This is a genomic window from Halorubrum sp. AJ67 (assembly GCF_000513435.1).
Genome location: NZ_CBVY010000006.1, coordinates 161,220 through 165,442, shown reverse-complemented (window position 1 = coordinate 165,442; position 4,223 = coordinate 161,220). Strand labels below are relative to the sequence as shown.

Annotated in this window: 4 protein-coding genes and 1 pseudogene; 4 read left to right on the top strand and 1 reads right to left on the bottom strand. The window is 67.6% G+C overall.

Translation table 11 applies throughout. From position 1 onward, the window contains the following. The 3 genes and pseudogenes from BN903_RS07785 to BN903_RS18320 form a co-directional block, all read left to right on the top strand. On the top strand, positions 1-740 hold a 740-nt coding region (locus tag BN903_RS07785; protein ID WP_048077195.1), incomplete at its 5' end, for an NAD-dependent epimerase/dehydratase family protein. Between the two features lie 122 nt (positions 741-862). Further along, a pseudogene (locus tag BN903_RS07780) lies at positions 863-2,039 on the top strand (bifunctional oligoribonuclease/PAP phosphatase NrnA). A 36-nt stretch (positions 2,040-2,075) separates the two neighbouring features. After that, a complete protein-coding gene (locus BN903_RS18320) occupies positions 2,076-2,207 on the top strand; it encodes a hypothetical protein (protein WP_255331280.1) in 132 nt (43 codons plus the stop codon). Positions 2,208-2,320: 113 nt separating this feature from the next. On the opposite strand, the gene BN903_RS07775 is transcribed toward BN903_RS18320, so the two are convergent. Then, entirely contained in the window at positions 2,321-3,538 is a 1,218-nt protein-coding gene (locus BN903_RS07775) for a proteasome-activating nucleotidase (RefSeq protein WP_048077194.1), read from the bottom strand. 195 nt (positions 3,539-3,733) lie between these two features. Here BN903_RS07775 and BN903_RS07770 point away from each other — a divergent pair, with 195 nt between their 5' ends. Beyond that, the gene (locus BN903_RS07770) at positions 3,734-3,997 is read left to right on the top strand and encodes a helix-turn-helix domain-containing protein (RefSeq protein WP_048077193.1); all 264 of its coding nucleotides are present in this window, start codon (positions 3,734-3,736) and stop codon (positions 3,995-3,997) included. Positions 3,998-4,223 lie beyond the last annotated feature (226 nt).

Genomic DNA, 4,223 nt, shown 5'->3' with positions numbered 1-4,223 from the left:
AGCCGGAGTCGCTGGAGGTGCTGCCGGACGCGGACGCCGTCGTCTTCGCGGCCAGCTCCGGCGGTCGCGGCGCGGACGCGGCGCGCGAGGTGTACGTCGACGGACTGGCGAACGTCGTCGACGAGTACGGGTCGCGGGCGTCCCCGCCGGACAGGCTGGTGTACACGTCCTCGACCGGCGTGTACGGAGACCACGACGGCGGGTGGGTCGACGAGGAGACGCCGGTCGAACCCACCACGGAGAAGACGCGCGTCCTCGCCGAGGCCGAACGGATCGCGGCGGAGCGCGCGGCCGACGCGGGGATCGACGGGACGGTCGTTCGATTCGCGGGGCTGTACGGGCCGGATCGGTACCGGCTGGAACGGTACGTGGAGGGGCCGGTGACCGCCGGCCACCTGAACATGGTCCACCGCGACGACGCGGCAGGATCGATCCGGCACCTGTTGGAGACGGACAGCGCGCGCGACCGCGTCGTCCTCGTCGTCGACGATGAACCGGTCGATAAACACGCGTTCGCCGACTGGCTCGCGGACGCCTGCGGGGTGGCGCGTCCGGAGAAACGGTCGAAGGACGAGCGGATCGCGGCCGGAGACCTCTCCGCGGCCGCTGAGCGCCGGATCCGGACGAGCAAGCGGTGTTCGAACGCGCTGCTCCGCGACCTCGGCTACGAGTTCGTCCATCCGACGTTCCGGTCGGGATACCGGGAGGCCGTGCGCGCGTACCGGGTCGCGACCGAGTAGCCCAAAGGGGAGGAAAAGACCCGTATCAACACGAGACCGCCCGACTGCGTTCGATTCCGTCGGTCTCAGTCGGTCGGAACGGCAACGAAGCTTCATGTGTCGGGGACGAGTGGCTACAATCCATGCGACCGATGAGCGCGGCCGATGACGGACTCTCGCAGGCGCAAGCCGTGCTCCGGGAGAACCCGGAGATCGCCGTCGGCGTAGCGCTCGTCGCCCTGGTTACCGTCGCGGCCGTCGTCGTCGTACTCCGCGCGCGTCGGACGCCGGGCGTCAGGTTCCGACGGCTGTTGGCCGATCAGGAAGAGATCACGGTGCTGATGCACCCGAACCCGGACCCCGATGCGATGTCGGCGGCCGTCGGGGTGGCCTCCCTCGCCGACCAGGTCGACGTCGACGCGACCGTCCAGTACCCCGGCCAGATTCGTCACCAAGAGAATCGCGCGTTTCAGACCGTTCTCGACCTCGAACTGGAGCCGATCGAACACGTGAGCGACCTCGCGGCCGAGTCGGTCGTCTTGGTCGATCACAACGAGCCGCGGGGGTTCGCAGGGGCCGACGGCGTGTTGCCGATGGCGGTCGTCGACCACCACCCGGGAGACGGCGCGGGCGAGTCGTTCACCGACGTGCGGACCGACTACGGGGCGAGCGCGTCGGTCATCGCCGAGTACTTTCAGGACAACGACGCGGTCCCCGTGCCGCCCGACAAACACGCGAGCGAGACGGCGAGCAACCTGACGCTGTCGACCGACACCGCGACGGGACTGCTGTACGGAATATTAGCCGACACGAAACACCTCACCGTCGGGGCCAGCGAACCGGACTTCGCGGCGGCCGCGTACCTCTACCCCGGCGTCGACCAGGACCGGCTCGACCGGATCGCGAACCCCGCGGTCGACGCGGAGGTGCTGGAGGTGAAGGCACGGGCGATCGCGGGACGACGCGTCGAGGGATCGTTCGGAGTCGCCGACGTCGGCGGCGTCAACAACGTCGACGCGATCCCGCAGGCCGCGGACGAGCTGATCCAGCTGGAGGGGGTCAGCGCGGTCGTGGTGATCGGCGAACGGGACGGGACCGTTCGACATCTCGGGGCGGTCGCGCGACGACAGGGTCCACATGGGCAACGCGATAGCGGCGGTCTTGGACGATGTCGACAACGGGAACGGCGGCGGACACTCCCGGATGGGTGGCGGAACGATCGAGCCGGAGATCGATCCCACGGGGGAGGGCGAGTCGACGACCGTCGACCGCGACGCGCTCGCCGACGGCCTGTTCCGGGCGATGGCCGGCGACGTGTGAACGCGGATTTAAGTCTCGGGCCGCGGACGGTGAGCCATGAGCTTCGCTGACGCGGTCGACGGCGGCTGGCTGGCGCTCGTCGGCGTGGGGGGCGGCTACGCGCTCGCGGTCGGACTGGTGTTTCTCCTATTCTTCGTCGCGCCGTACCTGGCGGTCGCGGCGCTGTAGCGGCGCTATAGCGGAATCGTCACGACAACGGGGCGTCCAAAAGGCGGGCGACTCGGTCGCGGCGGCGACGCCGTCGGACTACCGAGGTCGATCAGACGAACGGTCGGACCCGATCAGGCGAACGCCAGCGAGTCGTCGGCGTTCGTCTCCTCGTCCTGCCGGAGCTTCTCGTGGGCTTCGAGGAAGTCGTCGAGCGTGACCTCCGTCCGGTCGTCGCGGATGGCGAACATCCCGGCTTCCGTACAGATCGCCTTGATGTCGGCCCCGGAGGCGTCGGGAGTCAGCTCGGCCAGTTCCGCGAAGTCGACCCCGTCGGCGAGGTTCATGTTTCGCGTGTGGATCTGGAAGATGATCTCGCGGCCCGCGGTCTCCGGCTTTGGCACCTCGATGAGGCGGTCGAAGCGGCCCGGCCGGAGGATGGCGGGGTCGAGCATGTCGAAGCGGTTGGTCGCGGCGATGATCCGGACCTCGCCGCGCTCGTCGAAGCCGTCCATCTCCGAGAGGAGCTGCATCATCGTCCGCTGGACCTCGGCGTCGCCGGAGGTCTTCGAGTCGGTCCGCTTCGAGGCGATCGCGTCGATCTCGTCGATGAAGAGGACGGCGGGCTGGTTCTCGCGGGCGACCTCGAACAGGTCGCGGACGAGCTTCGCGCCCTCGCCGATGAACTTGTGGACCAGCTCCGAGCCGGCCATCTTGATGAACGTCGCATCCGTCTCGTTGGCGACGGCCTTCGCGAGCATCGTTTTGCCCGTACCGGGCGGGCCGTACAGGAGCACGCCGCTCGGGGGCTGGATCCCGACATCCTCGAACATGTCGGGGTGTTCGAGGGGCATCTCGACCGTCTCGCGGACCTCCTGCATCTGGTCTTCGAGGCCGCCGATGTCGGCGTAGGTGACGTCCGGGGAGTGCTCGACCTGCATCACGCGGGCCCGGACGTCCGTCTCCTTCTCCAGCTTCTTGACCACCGACAGGGAGTTGTTGACCGCGACGCGATCGTCGGGGTCGAGCTTCTCGCGCAGCTCGTCGGTGATCTCGGTGAGCGCCTCCTGATTGTTCCCGTGCTGTTTGATCACCGCGCCGTCGGGCGTTATCTCTTGGACTGTCGCCACGAACAGCGGAGACTGTTTCAGCTTCTTGTTCTCGTGGGTGAGCCGTTCGAGCTTCTGCTGGTACTTGTTGTTCTCCGCGTTGGCGTCGAGGAGCTTGTCGCGCATCTCCTCGTTCTGCGACTCGAGGACGTCGAGCCGCTCCTGTAAGGAGTCGATCTTCTCCTGTTTTGACGCCGAGCCCTCGTCGTAGGGCATGTCGACGTCATCGACCATGTCGCTCATTGTGTTTATGAAGGCGTCTCGCGGATAAGAGGCTTCGGGTGGGGGAACGACACCGCCCGTTTCGCCGGCCTCGACGGCGGACTGCGCCGGAGCGCACCACCGACGTGCCCGTGCGCCCCGGCGCGATAAATTCCCTGTAGTAATTAAAATGGATAGTAAATATTATCATACAGCATCCCAACGATCGAGACACGCATGAGCACGACCGATGCCGTCACCGCCGACGACGGGACCGCGGACCGCTGGGCCGCCGTTCGCGACCTGCCGCCGAGCGCGAAGTTAGTCGCGAAGGTCTTGGACTACAACGACACGCTCACCCAGAGCGAACTGGCGGAGGAGACGCTGCTCCCGCCGCGAACCGTTCGGTACGCGCTGTCGCGGCTCGAAGACGAGGGCGTCGTCGACTCCCGGTTCTCGTTCACCGACGCGCGCAAGCGGCTGTACTCGCTGGGCATCTGAGCGGCCGGACGTATCGAGTCGCCGACCGCTTATATCCGATACCGCGCCAGTCTCCCCGTGGTCTCGACTACCGCCGTCAAGCGCGCCCTGGCCGCGCTCGCGACGCGCACCGACACCGCGAAACAGCCGTACGCCGCCGTGATCGAGGAGGCAGACGCCGCGCGAACGACCTGCGGCNCGCGCGGGGTTCGTCGAGTCGTGGGAGGCAAGGCANACAGGGGATAGG

Excerpts from the sequence above, each read along its gene's own strand:
- BN903_RS07775 (WP_048077194.1), bottom strand. The coding sequence starts at position 3,538 with ATGAGCGACATGGTCGATGACGTCGACATGCCCTACGACGAGGGCTCG.
- BN903_RS07770 (WP_048077193.1), top strand. The coding sequence starts at position 3,734 with ATGAGCACGACCGATGCCGTCACCGCCGACGACGGGACCGCGGACCGC.
- BN903_RS18320 (WP_255331280.1), top strand. The coding sequence starts at position 2,076 with ATGAGCTTCGCTGACGCGGTCGACGGCGGCTGGCTGGCGCTCGTCGGC.